Here is a 16,150-nt window from a genome sequence, read left to right on the forward strand (position 1 = left end):
TTTATGAGATTTATCAAAACATTCAGCATTCTATTTTATGCCATCATTGCGCTGGCGGGCTGCCAGTCCAAAGACGGTTCTGACGAGCCCAAGAAAATGGCGATCGTCGTTTCAACATTGAATAACCCGTGGTTTGTGTTCCTGGCGGAAAGGGCGCAGGCCAAAGCAAAGGAATTGGGTTACGAATCAAAAGTGTTTGATTCTCAAAACAATACATCGCTCGAAACAGATCATTTTGAAAATGCAATGGCGAGCGGTTATGATGCAATTTTATTTAATCCGACAGACGCGGACGGCTCAATTGTCAATGTCAAAAATGCCACAGCAGCGGGCATTCCGGTTTTTTGCATGGACAGGGAAGTGAATTCCAATGAGGCTGCAACTTCGCAAATCCTGTCCGACAGCTATTCGGGCTGCGTGGCGATCGCTCGTTATTTTGTGGAAACATTGAATAAAAAAGGAAAATACGTCGAGATTCTTGGCATGGTGGGCGATAACAACACCTGGAACCGCTCCAAGGGCTTTCACAGTGTGGTGGACCATTATTCCGATTTAAAAATGGTGGCGCAGCAAAGCGCCGATTTCGACAGAAACAAAGCGATGGAAGTCCTCGAATCGATTTTACAGGCTCATCCCGACATTGATGCGGTCTTTTGTGGCAACGATGCGATGGCTATGGGCGCTTATCAGGCCCTCGTCGCTGCAGGGAAGGCGGATAAGGTGAAAGTTTTCGGGTTTGATGGTGCCGAAGATGTTGTCAATTCTATCAAGGATGGAAAAATACTGGCGACGGGCATGCAGTTTCCCGAGGTAATGGCTCAGACGGCCGCCAATTTTGCCGATGAATATTTCAAAGGTAAGCGCGATTTTCCCAGGAAGATGCCGGTGGCTGTGGAGCTGGTTGTGAAGGATAACATTGAAAATTACGCCGCCTACGGCAAAAAGGAATAGCAATGAATAAAATGGTCCGATATGGTGTGTTCCTGCTGGTTGTGGCTTTCCTGGCTTATCATTCGGTGTATTTCAAAAAGCTGGATGAGGTGAAAGCGGGAACAGCTTCCTTCAATGCCAAAAAATATGCTGCGGATTTCTGGGCTAAAAAGCTGACGCCAGCGCTTGCAAAGTCCACTGACACGGGTCAGCTTTTGTCGCTTTTACGGACCGATAAAGACAAGGCTTTTAAAGAGCATGCGCATGCCTTGGGCATCGGTAACATTAAATATTTCCTTATTAAAGGCTCAGGAAAAGTGACGGATGTGCAGGAGAACCAGGTGCTTATCAGGTTGGAATCTGAAAACGAAAAGCCCGAAATGCGCCTTGCAACGGAATATGTGTTTGGTAATGCTGTGCGCGATGCTTCCGGGACGATCGATATCAATGAATTTTCCAATTCCATGGATTTCAATAATGTGTCGGCGGAGATCAATAAGATCATCCGCGAAAAAGTAATCCCGCCATTTAAATCCAAAGTAAAGAAAGGCGATGTCATCGAGTTTGCCGGGGCGATAGAGCTGAATCAGGAACATTTGAAGCTGAATAACATTGAAATCATTCCCATCAGCTTGACAATTAAGGAATTGTAAACCAATCCAATCTTCCTATGCTGGAAGTTAACAACATAACGAAGAGATTCCCCGGCGTCATCGCGCTCGAAAACGTGTGCCTTTCCATTGAAGCTGGCAAGGTCACCGCATTGATTGGTGAGAATGGGGCGGGGAAATCCACGTTGATGAAAATCCTTTCCGGCGTTTACCAGGATTTTGAAGGGGAAATCTGTTTCAAAGGCGCGCCTGCAAAATTCTCCGGCCCGAAAGACGCACAGCAAAAAGGCATTGCCATCATTCACCAGGAACTCAACCTGATCCCGTATCTGACCATTACAGAGAATATTTTTCTCGGCCGGGAAATGCTCACGCAGTTCGGAACGATTGATAAAACGCGGATGCGCAAAAAAACGCAGGAATTGCTCGACAGGCTGAAATTAAAAGTAAAGCCCGAAACGCAGGTGGTGAAACTGAAAGTGGGACAACAACAAATCGTAGAAATCGCGAAATCCCTGCTCACAGACGCGGAACTAATCATCATGGATGAGCCAACTTCCGCTATAACAGGCAGCGAAGTGGACCTGCTTTTTGATATCATTGACAACCTCCGCGCAGACGGCAAAGCGATCATTTATGTTTCTCACAAGCTGGACGAACTATTTCGGATCGCGGATAACTATGTGGTGTTAAGGGACGGAAAATCCATCGAATCCGGGTCTATGGCAGGCATCACGCAGGATCAGCTCATTGCGAAAATGGTGGGCCGGAAGATCGAGATCATGCGCAAAGGCACGGGCGAGGCCAAATGTGAGAAATTGCTGGAAGTCCGAAATCTGACATTGAAACATCCCATCCGGCCGAAAGAGGATTTGTTAAGGAACATTTCCTTTGAAATCTGCAAAGGCGAGATTGTAGGGATTTTTGGTTTGATGGGTGCGGGGAGGACAGAGTTGTTGGAAACATTTTTTGGTCTGCACGCCGGCGGCATCAGTGGCCATATCCTGATGGAAGGGACGGAACTGAAATGCGCGTCGCCCTCGGAAGCCATCGCGGCCGGACTCGCCCTGGTACCAGAGGATCGAAAAAAGGACGGGTTAGTGCTTGGTCTGGACGTAAAAACGAACATCAGCCTCACCACGCTTGCAGACCTTGAAAAACTGGGCACATTAAGCGACGCGAAAGAAGCTGCGCTGGCGGATAAATACATCAGCGAGCTCAAAATCAAAACATCTTCCCAAAAACAAAAAGCAAGTAACCTGAGCGGCGGTAACCAGCAAAAGATTGTCCTTGCCAAATGGCTGGCCACAAAACCCAAGCTGCTCCTGCTCGATGAACCGACCCGCGGGATCGATATCAATGCCAAAAATGAAATTTACAAGCTGATCATCAAACTCGCCGAAGAAGGACTCGGTATCGTAGTCGTTTCCTCTGAACTGCCCGAAATCCTGGCTGTTTCCGACCGCGTGCTCGTGATGGCGGAAGGTGCGTTAACAGCTGGTTTCTCCATTGCGGAAGCCACCGAAGATTCCATTTTGCGGGCCGCAATCCCGCAATCCAATTTTGAAAAACAAGCATGAACATAGCATTAGACCGATCCAAATTACTGCGTTTCCAGTCCCTTATCGCACTCTTTCTGCTTTGTCTGGGCCTGAGTATTTTGTCGGACAAATTCCTCAGCGTATCCAACCTCTGGAACGTAATGCGGCAGATCTCGGTGAATATTTGTATCTCAACGGGCATGACGCTGATTGTGCTGACGGCCGGAATTGATTTGTCAGTAGGCTCTGTATTAGCGCTTTGTGGGGCCATCACGGCCGGTTTGCTGAAAAACGGCATCGAATTGCCCGATAGCAATCTGTACATTGGCTTCACGATTCTGGGTGCCATCCTTGCCGGGATGCTTACCGGCTCGGCCTTGGGCGCATTCAGCGGATGGACGATCACCAAATTCAATGTGCCGCCGTTCGTTGCAACATTGGCCATGCTCACCGTAGCGCGCGGACTTACTATGCTCTGGACACAAGGGTTTCCGATCAGCGGGCTGGGGGACACATTTTTGTATTTCGGAACTGGCTGGTTATTAGGCATTCCTGTGCCGGTCTGGATATCGGCGATCATTGTGGCTATCGCGGTTTTTGTCACGAATAAAACCCGGCTCGGACGTTACATTTATGCCATTGGCGGCAATGAAAGCGCTTCGCGACTGTCTGGTATACAGGTTAACAAGGTCAAAATTATCGTTTACACCATTGCAGGGGCGCTGGCTGCTGTCGGGGGCATCATGGTAACTTCTCGTCTTGATTCTGCACAGCCTAATGCGGGTATCAGCTATGAGCTGGACTCCATTGCTGCGGTGGTGATTGGCGGCACTTCGCTGTCGGGTGGCCGGGGCAGCATTCTGGGGACGGTTCAGGGTGCCATCATCATTGGTGTGCTTAATAATGGCCTTGTACTGCTGAATGTGTCGCCTTTCTGGCAACAAGTTGTAAAAGGCCTGGTGATCCTGATCGCTGTCATTATTGATAAGTCAGGCTCTAAAAATGATTGAATTCTAAATCCTGCCGCAGAAGTTCTCAACATTAGTCCATCTACTAATTTATCAGATTATGAGTCCGAAAACTGCCCAGGAACTGGCGTTGCCCGTAGGCGTAACGCTCGACAGGTTTATCATGTTAAGTCAAACTGCTTTTCCGTACGCAACGGGTGAGCTGTCCCAATTGCTCCGGGATATTGCGCTGGCCGGAAAGATCATTAACCGTGAAATCAACCGCGCAGGCCTCGTGGACATTGCCGGCGGAAACGGAACGGACAATGTACAGGGCGAAAATCAGCAAAAACTCGACATTATCGCCAATATCCGTTTCATCAGGGCATTGAAAAATGGGGGAGAAGTGTGCGCGATTCTTTCGGAAGAGGACGAGGATATCATTCACACGGGTAACGATCATGGCAAATACGTGGTTGCCATGGACCCGCTGGACGGCTCTTCCAACATTGATGTCAATGTTTCAATAGGCACCATTTTCTCGATTTACAGACGCATTTCACCCATTGATGGGCCAGCCACGCGGGAGGACTTTTTGCAAGGCGGCCGGAAGCAGGTCGCAGCCGGATACATTTTATATGGTTCGTCCACCATGCTCGTTTATTCCACCGGCGACGGCGTGAACGGCTTCACTTATGACCATTCATTGGGAGAATTTATTTTATCTCACAAAAACATCCGCTCCCCGGAGAATGGCACCATTTACTCCGTGAATGATGGTTATATCAACGATTACCCGGCTTTCGTACAGGATTATCTGACCAAATGCAAGGCACAATCCTGCACAGCCAGATACATCGGCTCACTGGTAGCGGATTTCCATCGCAACCTGCTCCGGGGCGGCGTTTACCTGTATCCATCCACCAAAAAAACGCCTGAGGGCAAGCTCAGGCTGTTATATGAATGTTATCCGCTCGCGTTTATCGCCGAAAAGTCCGGAGGAAAAGCTATCGATGGTTTCGGCCCGATACTCGACATCGTGCCTACGTCATTTCACCAGCGTTCACCTATTTACCTGGGATCATCGAGCATGGTAGACGAAGTCATGAAATTCTAAAAAGCTTGATCATGAGCTATCAGACTAGCGAAGCGATCAGCGCTTCGCTAGTTTTAAGCTCGATCCTGCCTTTCGTCGGGATCATATTGCCCCATATAAAATTATAGTGTGTAATGATCTGCTCCGCAGACAAATGCGGCTTTTCGCCCGTCGTATGGGCATCTTCAACGACGGTAATATCATAATCTTTCGACAAGGCCACCTGCACCGTCGATTCTACACAAAAATCGGTTGCACTGCCGGTAATGACCAGTTCGCCGACATTCAGCTCGTTCAGTTTCGTTTCCAGTTCGGTGTTGTAAAAGGCATCGTGCGCTTCTTTTGCCAAGATCAGATCCTGTTTTTCTACGTTCAGATCGGCTAGTAATTGCCAATCGTGTGTGTTGGGAATGTACTCGTCCAGCTTGGTGCCGTCGTGCTGAATAAAAATCACCGGCAGGCCTTTTTTACGAAATGCGGCGGCAAGTGCATTGATACGCGCCACAACGCCTTCGGGATCGTAACGTCTGGAATCAGCGGTAAATGAACCATTCTGCATGTCAATGATTAACAGGCCTTTCCGCGGTTCCGAAGTTTCTGTTTTTCTATCCACAAAATTTTTAGTTAGTTATATTTTAAATGTATATTTCTACAAAAATCACAAATTAGTTTTACGCCTTCGGGATAATGAAGTTAAACTTTTACTATTGTATCTATATTTTAATAATGCAATTTATTGCATTACCTGCCTTCCCGCAAAGCAAACCCTTACACTTCCGACACATCTCCGCTGAAAACGGCCTTGCCAATAATAACGTCAATTGTGTTTTACAGGACAAAACAGGTTTTATCTGGATTGGTACGAACGGAGGATTGCATCGCTATGATGGCCATGAATTCAGAATTTACAAAAATAATGAGCAGGATAAAAACAGCATCAGCAATGATTTCGTAACGGCGCTGGCCGAAGACAAATCAGGCAATATCTGGATCGCGACGAGCGGCGGAGGTGTGAATGTTTTCGATAAGAATAAAGGTGTTTTTGCAAAATATACAGCCGTTGACCACGATCCCAAAACCATTTCCGGGGCTTACGTTAATAAGATTGTTTTTGATAAAAATGACAAATTATGGATCGCGACCACGGGCGGTCTGGATGTGTTTGATCCGGTCAGCAGAAGCATTGTAAAACATTATAAATCCGACACGACGAATGTCCGCAGCCTGGCTGATAACAATGTGAATACGGTTTATTGTGATGCGCAAAACAACATTTGGGCCGGAACCGGGAACGGGCTTAGCTTGCTGGATAGAAAGTCGGGCTTGTTCCGGAGGTTTCTTTCTGACGAAAATGTGAACAGCTTGTCGGGCAATGATATCCGTTACGTTTTTCAGGATAGCAAAGCCAGGGTTTGGGTGGGCACGTATGGTGCGGGCCTTAATCTTTATCAGCCTGGTGAGGGCACATTCCGGCGTTTTAGAAATAATCCGCTGGATCCCGCCTCTCTTTCAAACAACAACATTACCAGCATTAATGAAAACCAGAGTGAGATCTGGATCGGCACCGAAAACGGCGGGCTGAATATTTTGAATACACAAAACTGGACATTCAGATCTTATGTGCATGATGAGGTGGACAGGAGCAGTGTTGGCGGAAATTCGGTGGATTGCATTTACAAAGACCGGCAGAATAACTTGTGGCTGGGGATTTACAGTGCAGGGCTGAGCATTTATAAAAGTGACAACAGATTTGCACATTACCAGCACAATTCACTCAAAAATAGCCTTTCCAATGACTTCGTTCTCTGTTTTTACGAGGATAGCGATCGCAGTATATGGGTGGGCACGGATGGCGGCGGCTTGAATTTGATGAACCGTAACACGCATCAGTTCAGTGCATTTACACATCAGAATTCGGACATTTCCGGTGATTATGTGCTGGCGATCGTTCCGGATGAGGCAGGTAAAATGTGGATAGGGACCTGGGGGAGCGGTCTGAATATTTTTGATCCGGCGACCAAACGCTTTACCGTATTGAAACATCAGGAAAACACTGTTAACTCTTTATATTCCAATAATGTATATGCCATAGCCAGGACGCATGACAACACGATGTGGCTGAGCACCTATGGCGAGGGACTGGACGCTTATGACCCGCAAACCAAAGTTTTCAGGCACTATCTGAGCGAACCGGATAATCCCAAAACGCTTTCCGACAACACCGTCAACTGCTTTCTGACCGATCGCAGCGGCAACCTCTGGCTGGGGACAGATGAGGGGCAGTTGAACCGCTATGATAAAGCGTCCGATACATTTACACGTTTTAAAGTAAGTGACAGCGAGCGCGTTTTCAACAGCGCGATCAATTGCATGGTGGAGGACAAAAACGGAATTTTATGGCTGGCCACCTTACGTGGGCTCATCCGCTTCGATCCACGGACAGGCAGGACAAAAAAATATACGACGACGAACGGGCTGGTAAACAATGTGACTCAGGCGCTGATTGAGGATGATTTGGGGATGTTATGGATCAGTACGGTAAACGGGCTTTCGAGGTTTGACCCGAAATCTGAGCGATTTGAGAATTACACTTTGGAATACGGGCTTCAAGCAAGGGAATTTAAGCAAAAATCTGCTTATAAGGATGCGGACGGCACATTGTATTTTGGTGGAGTAAATGGTTTTAATCAATTTAACCCCAGGCAAATCAGTCCCCGGAGTGGTTCTTACCCTATCATTGTGACCAATTTTAAAGTTTTCAACCGGGATGAAGCAGCTGCCAAGCCGGATGGTTATGCGCTTGTTTTACCAAAAGAAATTTCCGAGGCCAGAACGATCACACTGGCATATGACCAGTCATTTATTTCGCTGGATTATGCCGCCCTTGATTTTACTTCTGCCCAAAAAAGTTACGCTTATTGTCTGGAAGGATTTGATCAGGGCTGGAATTATGTAGGTGACGCTAATACAGCCATTTACACCAATTTGCCTCCCGGAAATTACACGTTCAAGCTCAAAGCGCAGAACATTTCAGGGGCCTGGATATCAGCAAAGAACAACCTGACCATCATCGTCACACCGCCGTTCTGGGCGACCTGGTGGTTCAGGATATTGGCATTAATTGCCGTTGCAGGCACTATTTACGCGCTTTATCGTTACCGCGTCAACACCATCATCAGGCAGAAAGCAACCTTGGAAAACCTGGTGGAAGAGCGCACTGCGATGGTACAGAAACAGGCGGAGGAATTGCATGCGCAGTCGGATCATTTGCAAGCTTTGAATGAGGAATTGCAATCGCAGTCGGAGGAGTTGCGTGTGCAGACGGAAGAATTGTACGAGCAGCATGAGCAGGCGCAGTTTGCACGCGAAGAGGCCGAACGTGCGAACCAGGCCAAGAGCATTTTCCTGGCCACGATGAGCCACGAGATCCGGACGCCTATGAATGGTGTCATCGGCATGACCGCCTTGCTTGCTGAAACGGAACTGACTGAGGAACAACAGGATTATACCAAAACCATTGCGGCCTGCGGTGAAACATTGGTGAATGTGATCAATGACATTCTGGATTTTTCAAAAATAGAATCTGGTAAAATCGACCTGGAAGCGCACGAATTCGAGCTGCGGAACTCGATAGAGGAGATGATGGACCTGTTTTCATTGCAGGCATCGAAAAAGCAAATTGCGCTCCGTTATCATATTGAACAAGGCGTGCCGGATTTTCTGATCGGTGACAGTTCGAGGTTGAAGCAAATCCTGACCAACCTCATCAATAATGCGCTGAAATTTACGAGCAGCGGAGAAGTTTTCCTGCAAGTTTATCCGTATGCACCGGCGGCACATGGTGAAATGGAAGTCGGCTTCATAGTCCGTGACACAGGAATTGGCATTAAGGAAGAGAATCTGAACAATCTTTTCAAACCGTTTTCACAAGTGGATTCGTCCGTAAACCGCATGTATGGCGGCACCGGGCTTGGTCTGGTGATCTGCGAGCGGCTGGTGCGCTTAATGAATGGGGGCATCCGTGTGGAAAGCGAATATGGCAAAGGGTCGGCCTTTCATTTCCACATTACGACGGGATATACCGAAAATAATGCAAAATTAGCGCATCAAAGAAACCTTCCATCCGAACCAGAAACCGAAAAAAGAATGTTGGAAACCGAATTTTCATCCGATTTTCCGTTGAAAATATTAGTTGTCGAGGATAATCTGGTAAATCAGAAGTTTATCGATTATGTGCTGAAAAAGCTGGGATATGAAATAGCCATGGCGGAGAATGGCTTGCAGGCCATTGAAAAGTTAGCATTAACGCCTTATGACGTGATTCTGATGGACCTGCAAATGCCGGTTATGGATGGTTTGGAAGCCACCAGGATTATCCGGAAGGATCACAGCACGGTTCCTTACATTGTTGCATTGACTGCCAATGCAATGAATGAAGACCGCAACAACTGCCTCAATCATGGCATGGACGATTACATGGCTAAGCCGATGAAGCTGGATGTGATCAAAGAAGTGCTCAAAAGGGCTTATCAAAAGATTTATCAGCTCCCGGTGAGTGCGGATGTCTGAAAGATCACAAGCTTTTATTAATTTAAACTTTTAGCCATAACCATGAAAAATGTCACCGCAAACTACCTCTTCTGCCCTTATTCCCGACCATCCCAAAGGCAAGATCGTTTACATTGATTACCTGAAAGTGCTGCTCACAGCGCTTGTGGTTGCACACCATGCGTTTGTAACTTATGGCGCGCCGGGCGGTTGGTATTATTCTGAAAAAACGACTTCGCTGGGCGCAACAATGGCAATGACCATGTTTGTGGCGGTGAACCAGTCCTTTTTTATGGGCTTTTTCTTTTTCCTTTCGGCACTATTCATTCCTTCGTCGTACAAAAAGAAAGGTGCGGCTGTTTTTATCAAAGACCGGTTCATTCGGCTAGGAATCCCGCTGCTCTTTTATTCCTTTATTCTGGCGCCGGTGATGAATTATATGGTTTACTACCACGCCGGTGTGCATCACATTACATTCCTGCAATTTCTTTCCGGCTACGATTCCTGGATTAGTGTCGGCGTTTTATGGTTTGTTGTTGCCTTGCTGCTTTTTAGTCTGGCTTATGCGGCCTGGAAGAGCTTTTCAAAATCGGAGCCCGATGTCTGGCCTATGCCAGCCGTGAAAAATGTTTTACGTTTTGGGATAGCGCTTGGTGTGGTTAGTTTCATTGTGCGACTCGGTTTTCCGGTTGGGTGGACCTTGGATCCGGTGGGTTTTCAGCTGGGCCATTTTCCTCAATACATAGCCGTTTTTATGGTTGGCATCGCTGCGGCAGAAAGCAACTGGCTCGAAAAGCTGGATTCAGAACGCTATAAAACAATAAAGATCATTGCTTTGTGCATGATCTTTATCGGTTTTCCACTTATATATGCTGTTAAAATTGTCTTCGACAATCCGCTGGAATGGTTTAGCGGCGGATTGCACGGCGAAGCGGCTTTTTATGCTTTTTGGGAGCAGATCACAGGTGCCTGTATTATGGTCTCCCTGCTTGTATATGGCAGAAAAAGATTAAATACGCCTTCTTTATTTCTTAGCAAAATGTCACGTTGTGCGTTTGCCGTTTACATTCTGCACCCTTTTGTCCTGATCTCCATTTCGCTTCTGCTTCGCAGCTGGGGCGTTGATCCGGCCGTCAAATTGCTCATTGTAACTCCGCTTGGCATCGTTTTGAGTTTCCTTCTGGGTTACATTGTTGTGAAAATCCCAGGCGTGAACAAAGTTATTTAGCTACCGTTGTGCCATTTTTATCGATCAGATAATGTTTGCCTCTGTTCACATAGGCATGCGCGCCGTTGCTGATGAGAATGACGGCAACCACGGCCACCGCAGTGTACGCAATGGCTTGATTTTCATTCCAATTCGCAACGGCAACTGCTGCCAACCCCCACGCACCAACCATTGCAGCTTCGCGTAAATTCCGGTTCCAGGTCAGGAATAGCTGTACAAATCCGGCTACACAAATCATAATGATCGTCCATGTATCAGGAGAAATTCCAAAACCGTCCCAGCCTATTTTGGTCAGATAAGCCGCCATATTCGCAATTAATGCAACTGTGATCCATCCCAGATACAGTGCAAAAGGCCACCATTCCAGAGCAATTTTTTTCATGGTGATCAAATCCAGTTCCATTCGGGTACGAAGCACAATGCCGAGCAGTGAAATCAGTAAAACGATCATAATCAGCACCGAAGCGCCAGTGTAATCGTAAAGCCAGGCAACGATCCAAAGGCAGTTGGCAATGCAGGAAATTACAAACAGCCAGCCGATCTTATCGACGATTTCCGGAGCTTTTTTATCATTGAACAATCCCCTGCTTTGATAGATCACAAAAGCCGCAAGGCCAATGTAGATCACACCCCAAACAGAGAAAGCGTAACCTGCCGGCGTGAAAAAATTCTGATATTCGGCCGAAACTGTGGCCATAGTGTTATCATTGAAAATGCCTGTATTGGAAAGATAATTCATTATCACTGTCACGATTAGTGCCAGTATATTCGCTATTTGCAATGTCTTTGTCATGATGGAGATGGTAATTTGAATAATATGAACTGAACCAAGCAAAGCCTGTGCCAACATGATCAAAACAATTACGATCAACGAATTTTTTCTCTTACCCATCGGTACTCCGCTGGCTGATGTGCGGACACCGGCCGAATTTGCGCACGGGCACATTCCCGGCGCCTTCAATCTGCCGTTATTCAGTAATGAGGAACGGGTCGTGGTGGGGACGACTTATAAGCAGGTGGGTAGGGAAGAGGCGATCCTGCTGGGATTCGATCTGACCGGCCCTAAGTGGTCGGGCTTCATTAAACAAGCGCTGGAAGTGGCTCCGGATAAGAAAATTGCCGTGCATTGCTGGCGCGGGGGCATGCGAAGCGGTGCCATGGCCTGGGCATTGGATCTGTATGGTTTCGAGGTTTATTTAATTCAGGGTGGGTATAAAAATTTCAGAAGGTGGGCACTCGATCAGTTTCAGCAGCAGGCAAATGTGGTGGTTTTAGGAGGGAGAACGGGCTCGGGCAAGACCAGGATTTTGCAAGAATTGGCATTGCTTGGTGAGCAGGTAATTGATCTGGAAGATCTTGCGCAGCATCAGGGATCGTCTTATGGAACTATGAACAAAATGATCCAGCCTACGCAGGAGCAGTTTGAAAATAATCTGGCCTTCCAGTTAAAAGACGTAGACGGGACAAAGCGGTTATGGTTAGAGGACGAGAGCAGGAACATCGGCCGACTTACCATTCCGACGCCTGTTTTTAATCAAATGAGTCAGGCCATGTTAATCGATATCCATGTAGATCTGGAACAACGCGTTCGTGCATTAACATTGGAATACGGCCTGCTGGACAAAGAATTCCTGACAACCTGCACCAGCCGCATTCACAAAAGGCTTGGGCCGGTGCAAACAAAACAGGCCATAGCAGCCATTAATGAGGGAAATATGGAAGAATTTATCCGTATCGTGCTCGTTTACTATGATAAGACTTACCACAAAGACCTGGGAAAAAGAAACGCTGAAAACGTGTTTAGCATGAACATAACCAGCGCTGAAATCGCAGAAAATGCAAATCAGATTTTAATTTTTATCAAAAATATTTCGGCCAAAACATTGGCATAGTCAATCAAATGGACACAACAACCACTGTCAAATTAACCCAATATTCTCACGGAGCAGGCTGCGGCTGTAAGATCAGCCCGGCCATTCTGGACAAGATCCTGCATAGTCCGGTTATAGCACAAGCCGATCCGCGCCTGCTGGTAGGAAACGACAAACGTGATGATGCCGCTGTACTCGACCTGGGAAACGGAACCGCATTAATTTCCACAACCGACTTCTTCATGCCCATTGTGGACGACGCCTATGACTTCGGCCGCATTGCCTCCGCCAACGCCATCAGCGACGTTTATGCCATGGGCGGAAACCCCGTGCTCGCCATCGCCATCCTTGGCTGGCCCATCGACAAGCTTGCGCCCGAAGTAGCGCAGCGCGTGCTCGAAGGTTCACGGGCGATCTGCGCAGAAGCTGGCATCACATTAGCAGGAGGCCACAGCATCGATTGCCCTGAACCCGTTTTTGGGCTGGCTGTCAGCGGGTTGGTAAGTATTGAGCATCTTAAACAAAACTCCACGGCAAAACCTGGCTGCCGCCTATATCTAACCAAAGCACTAGGCGTAGGAATCCTTTCCACAGCACAGAAAAAAGGCATTCTCGCGCCGGAAGACGCCGAGATCGCATTGCAAAGCATGGTAAAACTCAACATACTCGGCGAAACTTTCTCCCGAATGGACGGCGTTGAAGCCATGACGGATGTTACTGGTTTTGGCTTGTTGGGCCACCTATCCGAAATGTGTGAGGGAAGCGGATTGTCGGCGGTTATAGAGTTTGAGAAAGTGCCTGTCATCGACTCATTATCTTTCTATCTGGAACAGCAATGTTTTCCGGGAGGCACAAAACGGAATCTGGCGAGTTACGGCCACAAAGTCGGCCCATTAACCGATCTTCAAAAATATATCCTCGCCGATCCGCAGACCAGCGGCGGTTTGCTCGTTGCAGTAAGTGAAGAACATGCCGAGGATTTCGAAATGTCCATGGCTGTTTTGGGTAATAACTTGATATCTTTCGGCTGGCTGGAAGACAAACGTGATGGGCCGCTGATTGAAGTGCGATGATTTGCAGCCGGCTATTAATGCTTTTGAGATTAAGTTTTAAACAAATAATTGCAAATACAAATGAAAAACATCAAACAATATCTGCTGCTGTTTTCCCTCATCCTGCTCTCGGCAGGCCTTCGTGCGCAGGAAAAAGCCGAGCCCTGGACAGCGTCACAACTCATGCCAACCAGCGAACTGGCCGCACTCATCAACGATCCGGCTGCTAAGAAACCGCTGATCATCAACATTGGGCCGCAAGCGGTTATCAAGGGTTCCGTAGACGTAGGCCCGGGACAGGAAAAGGACAACATTAAGAAACTGGAAAAAATGCTTTCCAAGGAAGACAAAAATCGCGAAGTAGTACTCTACTGCGGCTGCTGCCCTTTCGACAAATGCCCTAACATTCGCCCTGCATTCAGTCTGATCAAGGAAAAGGGTTTTACGAAAGCAAAGTTGTTGGACGTGCCCAAAAATATCAAGACAAACTGGATCGATCCGGGTTACCCTGTTAATTAGTATTAAGTAAATGACGTTGGTTTTGAGGAGATTAATTGTAGTTTTTGCATTGTTCATTAGCGCAAATGTCATTGCGCAGGAAAGTCAAATTAAAATAGGTAGAAAAGCGCCGGAAATAGCGCTTCCATCTTTAACCGGAGACAACATTTCACTCTCGGCACAAAAGGGAAAAGTCGTCCTGGTCGACTTCTGGGCAAGTTGGTGCGCCCCCTGCGTGGAAGAGCAGCCCGAACTCCGCAAGCTCTACAACCAATTCAACAAGTCAGGCAATAACACCAAAAACTTCGAAATCTTCGGCGTCTCCCTCGACAGCAAGAAACCCGCCTGGGAAAAAACCGTCCGCAAATACAAAATCAACTGGATCCAGGTAAGCGACCTAAAATTCTGGACTTCACCGGTGGCTAAAACCTATGAAATTGAGGCTCTGCCTTTTAATGTGTTATTGGATAAAAAAGGAACGATCGTAGGGGTGAATCTGCATGGTAAGGAGTTAGAGGATGCCATTGAGGCAGAACTAGCGAAGTAAATATTGCACAGTTATTCAATGTAATCCGTGCCGTATTGCTAACCGAACAGCCTGAATAATCAGCGCAATTCATATTCATGCGTCAACGCCTCGACAGGAATACGCAGCAGCCTGCTGAACTTGCGGATCATAGTTAACGAAAGTGCCTGTTTGTAATTCAACACCTTACTGACAGTGCCCTTATCTCCATACTCTTTCGCCAAGTCGGCTGATTTATATCCAAAATCATCCATCCGGATCTTAATCAGCTCAATCGGATCAACCTCAGGCAAATTCGCTCCAATCTTTTCATACTCCGAAATCAGGTGAACAAGCAGAAGCTTTTCCTTATGGTCATCACTATTCTTAGGCGCGTTTTTCACCTCCTGATAACGCGCCAGCGCCAGCGCATAGTCGCTATCACTTTCGATTAAAAACCATTGTGTTTTCATAAATAGTTGTGTATTTGATATTAAACTGTTTCCGCATTAATCTGATCGTATTCGGAATGCGTTCCAACGAACCTGACTTCAACGATCTGATCTTCAAAATCGACTTCAACAATAAGACGGTATTTATTACCAACAATTTTAAACCGCGCCCGCTTGTTGCTCAAAATTTTCGCTCGCGGGAAGTCTCGTAAACGTCGCTGCTTCTCTGCCAATTTGCCTCTTCAACAACAGTCTTCCAAACAGACAAGCTCTTCCCCGAGTCAGAATGTTTCCGGGCGAAATCGGATATTTTGCGTAACTGAATGATTACCATGCTCCATTTTTAATTGATCATTTTTCATAGTGATTGGAACATGTTGACAATACAAACGTAAACAAAAGTTGGTAAATGGCCAACTTTTCGAACGAAATATTTTTCTTATCTCCGCACCCACATCGTCATCTCAACTAATATCCGTCAACCTCACGATCTTATTCTCAGAAAATTCAAAGATGGACTTGCCGGTCATGTCGAGTTCGTCGCCTTTTTTCAGGCCGTTTGGGAGGTCCATGGCCAGGACGGCGAAGTATTCGATTTCGATTTCTGACCAGTCTTCGTTGTGGATGAACTTGGTGATGGTTTGCTGACGGGAGGCAAAAAGATCGATGGCCTGGACGGCTTGGTTCCGGAATTCTTCGATGCCGTTCAGCTCCATGGTCACCTCGTCGTTAACCATATTTTCAAAAACAATGTTTTCGTCGAAGTCGGCGACCATTCCGTCTACATCGAAGTTGTTGTAAGCAGTTACGTAATTCGTAATTATTATTTCCCGGTCTTTCATAGCTTTGTTTTTCTGCGTGGCGTTATTGC

16 protein-coding genes are annotated in these 16,150 nt (G+C 47.0%); 11 read left to right on the forward strand and 5 right to left on the reverse strand.

Annotated features, from left to right (window positions below):
• The first annotated feature begins 3 nt into the window (after nucleotides 1-3).
• Genes NFI80_RS04470 through fbp form a run of 5 tightly spaced genes read left to right on the forward strand, consistent with a single transcriptional unit; the run spans nucleotide 4 to nucleotide 5,146 of the window.
• The gene (locus tag NFI80_RS04470) at nucleotides 4-951 is read left to right on the forward strand and encodes a D-ribose ABC transporter substrate-binding protein (RefSeq protein WP_235164753.1); all 948 of its coding nucleotides are present in this window, start codon (nucleotides 4-6) and stop codon (nucleotides 949-951) included.
• Nucleotides 952-953: 2 nt separating this feature from the next.
• The gene (locus tag NFI80_RS04475) at nucleotides 954-1,583 is read left to right on the forward strand and encodes a DUF2291 domain-containing protein (RefSeq protein ID WP_235164752.1); all 630 of its coding nucleotides are present in this window, start codon (nucleotides 954-956) and stop codon (nucleotides 1,581-1,583) included.
• A 17-nt stretch (nucleotides 1,584-1,600) separates the two neighbouring features.
• Entirely contained in the window at nucleotides 1,601-3,121 is a 1,521-nt protein-coding gene (locus tag NFI80_RS04480; RefSeq protein ID WP_235164751.1) for a sugar ABC transporter ATP-binding protein, read from the forward strand.
• Entirely contained in the window at nucleotides 3,118-4,092 is a 975-nt protein-coding gene (locus tag NFI80_RS04485) for an ABC transporter permease (protein ID WP_233797965.1), read from the forward strand. Before NFI80_RS04480 ends, NFI80_RS04485 begins: the two co-directional genes overlap by 4 nt.
• Nucleotides 4,093-4,150: 58 nt before the next feature.
• Nucleotides 4,151-5,146 carry a class 1 fructose-bisphosphatase gene (gene fbp / locus NFI80_RS04490; protein WP_235164750.1) on the forward strand — a complete coding sequence of 332 codons (996 nt, stop codon included), beginning with the start codon at nucleotides 4,151-4,153 and terminating at the stop codon, nucleotides 5,144-5,146.
• A gap of 19 nt (nucleotides 5,147-5,165) precedes the next feature.
• Here fbp and NFI80_RS04495 read toward each other — a convergent pair whose 3' ends face one another.
• Nucleotides 5,166-5,738, reverse strand: a complete 573-nt coding sequence (locus NFI80_RS04495) for a cysteine hydrolase family protein (RefSeq protein WP_235164749.1) — start codon at nucleotides 5,736-5,738, stop codon at nucleotides 5,166-5,168.
• A gap of 113 nt (nucleotides 5,739-5,851) precedes the next feature.
• Between NFI80_RS04495 and NFI80_RS04500 the strand changes: the two genes are divergently transcribed.
• Together NFI80_RS04500 and NFI80_RS04505 are read left to right on the forward strand one after the other, a co-directional pair.
• Nucleotides 5,852-9,694, forward strand: a complete 3,843-nt coding sequence (locus NFI80_RS04500; protein ID WP_235164748.1) for a hybrid sensor histidine kinase/response regulator — start codon at nucleotides 5,852-5,854, stop codon at nucleotides 9,692-9,694.
• A gap of 49 nt (nucleotides 9,695-9,743) precedes the next feature.
• Nucleotides 9,744-10,901 carry an acyltransferase family protein gene (locus NFI80_RS04505; RefSeq protein ID WP_235164747.1) on the forward strand — a complete coding sequence of 386 codons (1,158 nt, stop codon included), beginning with the start codon at nucleotides 9,744-9,746 and terminating at the stop codon, nucleotides 10,899-10,901.
• Here NFI80_RS04505 and NFI80_RS04510 read toward each other — a convergent pair.
• A complete protein-coding gene (locus NFI80_RS04510; RefSeq protein WP_235164746.1) occupies nucleotides 10,894-11,694 on the reverse strand; it encodes a TspO/MBR family protein in 801 nt (266 codons plus the stop codon). The genes NFI80_RS04505 and NFI80_RS04510 overlap by 8 nt on opposite strands.
• A gap of 55 nt (nucleotides 11,695-11,749) precedes the next feature.
• Between NFI80_RS04510 and mnmH the strand changes: the two genes are divergently transcribed.
• From mnmH to NFI80_RS04530, 4 genes are read left to right on the forward strand one after another with little or no spacing between them, the layout of a single operon-like run.
• Entirely contained in the window at nucleotides 11,750-12,793 is a 1,044-nt protein-coding gene (gene mnmH, locus NFI80_RS04515; protein ID WP_235164745.1) for a tRNA 2-selenouridine(34) synthase MnmH, read from the forward strand.
• Between the two features lie 8 nt (nucleotides 12,794-12,801).
• Nucleotides 12,802-13,845 (forward strand): selenide, water dikinase SelD, encoded by a 1,044-nt coding sequence (gene selD / locus NFI80_RS04520; protein WP_235164744.1) that lies wholly within the window; start codon nucleotides 12,802-12,804, stop codon nucleotides 13,843-13,845.
• Between the two features lie 60 nt (nucleotides 13,846-13,905).
• Complete coding sequence (locus NFI80_RS04525; protein WP_235160648.1) at nucleotides 13,906-14,343, forward strand: rhodanese-like domain-containing protein; 438 nt, start codon at nucleotides 13,906-13,908, stop codon at nucleotides 14,341-14,343.
• A 22-nt stretch (nucleotides 14,344-14,365) separates the two neighbouring features.
• Complete coding sequence (locus tag NFI80_RS04530; RefSeq protein ID WP_235164743.1) at nucleotides 14,366-14,869, forward strand: peroxiredoxin family protein; 504 nt, start codon at nucleotides 14,366-14,368, stop codon at nucleotides 14,867-14,869.
• A 59-nt stretch (nucleotides 14,870-14,928) separates the two neighbouring features.
• Here NFI80_RS04530 and NFI80_RS04535 read toward each other — a convergent pair whose 3' ends face one another.
• The 3 genes from NFI80_RS04535 to NFI80_RS04540 form a co-directional block, all read right to left on the reverse strand.
• Nucleotides 14,929-15,300 carry a helix-turn-helix domain-containing protein gene (locus NFI80_RS04535; RefSeq protein ID WP_233797974.1) on the reverse strand — a complete coding sequence of 124 codons (372 nt, stop codon included), beginning with the start codon at nucleotides 15,298-15,300 and terminating at the stop codon, nucleotides 14,929-14,931.
• 20 nt (nucleotides 15,301-15,320) lie between these two features.
• A complete protein-coding gene (locus NFI80_RS25670; protein ID WP_374760342.1) occupies nucleotides 15,321-15,512 on the reverse strand; it encodes a type II toxin-antitoxin system HigB family toxin in 192 nt (63 codons plus the stop codon).
• Between the two features lie 231 nt (nucleotides 15,513-15,743).
• Nucleotides 15,744-16,121 carry a nuclear transport factor 2 family protein gene (locus tag NFI80_RS04540; RefSeq protein WP_235164742.1) on the reverse strand — a complete coding sequence of 126 codons (378 nt, stop codon included), beginning with the start codon at nucleotides 16,119-16,121 and terminating at the stop codon, nucleotides 15,744-15,746.
• Nucleotides 16,122-16,150 lie beyond the last annotated feature (29 nt).

Source organism: Dyadobacter chenhuakuii (genome assembly GCF_023821985.2).
GTDB lineage: Bacteria > Bacteroidota > Bacteroidia > Cytophagales > Spirosomataceae > Dyadobacter > Dyadobacter chenhuakuii.

Bases quoted from the DNA above. Each gene is read 5' to 3' on its own strand.
- NFI80_RS04505 (WP_235164747.1), top strand. From the start codon at position 9,744: ATGTCACCGCAAACTACCTCTTCTGCCCTTATTCCCGACCATCCCAAA.
- fbp (WP_235164750.1), top strand. From the start codon at position 4,151: ATGAGTCCGAAAACTGCCCAGGAACTGGCGTTGCCCGTAGGCGTAACG.
- selD (WP_235164744.1), top strand. From the start codon at position 12,802: ATGGACACAACAACCACTGTCAAATTAACCCAATATTCTCACGGAGCA.
- NFI80_RS04475 (WP_235164752.1), top strand. From the start codon at position 954: ATGAATAAAATGGTCCGATATGGTGTGTTCCTGCTGGTTGTGGCTTTC.
- NFI80_RS04540 (WP_235164742.1), bottom strand. From the start codon at position 16,121: ATGAAAGACCGGGAAATAATAATTACGAATTACGTAACTGCTTACAAC.
- NFI80_RS04480 (WP_235164751.1), top strand. From the start codon at position 1,601: ATGCTGGAAGTTAACAACATAACGAAGAGATTCCCCGGCGTCATCGCG.
- NFI80_RS04510 (WP_235164746.1), bottom strand. From the start codon at position 11,694: ATGACAAAGACATTGCAAATAGCGAATATACTGGCACTAATCGTGACA.
- NFI80_RS04485 (WP_233797965.1), top strand. From the start codon at position 3,118: ATGAACATAGCATTAGACCGATCCAAATTACTGCGTTTCCAGTCCCTT.
- NFI80_RS04535 (WP_233797974.1), bottom strand. From the start codon at position 15,300: ATGAAAACACAATGGTTTTTAATCGAAAGTGATAGCGACTATGCGCTG.
- NFI80_RS04470 (WP_235164753.1), top strand. From the start codon at position 4: ATGAGATTTATCAAAACATTCAGCATTCTATTTTATGCCATCATTGCG.
- NFI80_RS04525 (WP_235160648.1), top strand. From the start codon at position 13,906: ATGAAAAACATCAAACAATATCTGCTGCTGTTTTCCCTCATCCTGCTC.
- NFI80_RS04500 (WP_235164748.1), top strand. From the start codon at position 5,852: ATGCAATTTATTGCATTACCTGCCTTCCCGCAAAGCAAACCCTTACAC.
- mnmH (WP_235164745.1), top strand. From the start codon at position 11,750: ATGATCAAAACAATTACGATCAACGAATTTTTTCTCTTACCCATCGGT.